Source organism: Psychrobacter sp. TB55-MNA-CIBAN-0194, assembly GCF_040309505.1.
Lineage (GTDB): Bacteria > Pseudomonadota > Gammaproteobacteria > Pseudomonadales > Moraxellaceae > Psychrobacter > Psychrobacter fozii.
Window position 1 is genome coordinate 1 of sequence record NZ_JBEOOW010000061.1, and the last position, 371, is coordinate 371.

General features: G+C 49.6%; 1 pseudogene. It reads left to right on the forward strand.

What is annotated here, in order from left to right:
- Positions 1–371 (forward strand): annotated as a pseudogene (locus AAEY75_RS14250) (multifunctional transcriptional regulator/nicotinamide-nucleotide adenylyltransferase/ribosylnicotinamide kinase NadR); the annotation flags it as partial.

The following is a 371-nucleotide window of genomic DNA, read 5'->3' on the forward strand; positions in this document are numbered from 1 at the left end:
TTACAGGACAAAGCGCGTTGGCTACAGATGGCCTGCGCTGACTTAGCATTTATTCATATTCATACCACTGATCAAATTGAGCTACCACTGCACGAGCATGTCGCTGATGTTCATATTGATGTCGCTGTTAGTAATGCCAAGTTGCAACGTTTGGCAGAGGCATTAGCACTACCGGAAAAGACGGTATTATTCGTGGCGGATAACCATCCATTGGCGCAAAGCGGCATCCAAGAGCAACTGCAGATGCCAGTCGTTACTACCTCGCTACAGCCTGAGTTTGACTCTTATGCTATCGCTCGCAATCCCGTGGCGCACTGGTCAGCGCTTCATCCACAAGCACGTGGCGACTATACCAAGACCGTTGCTATCGT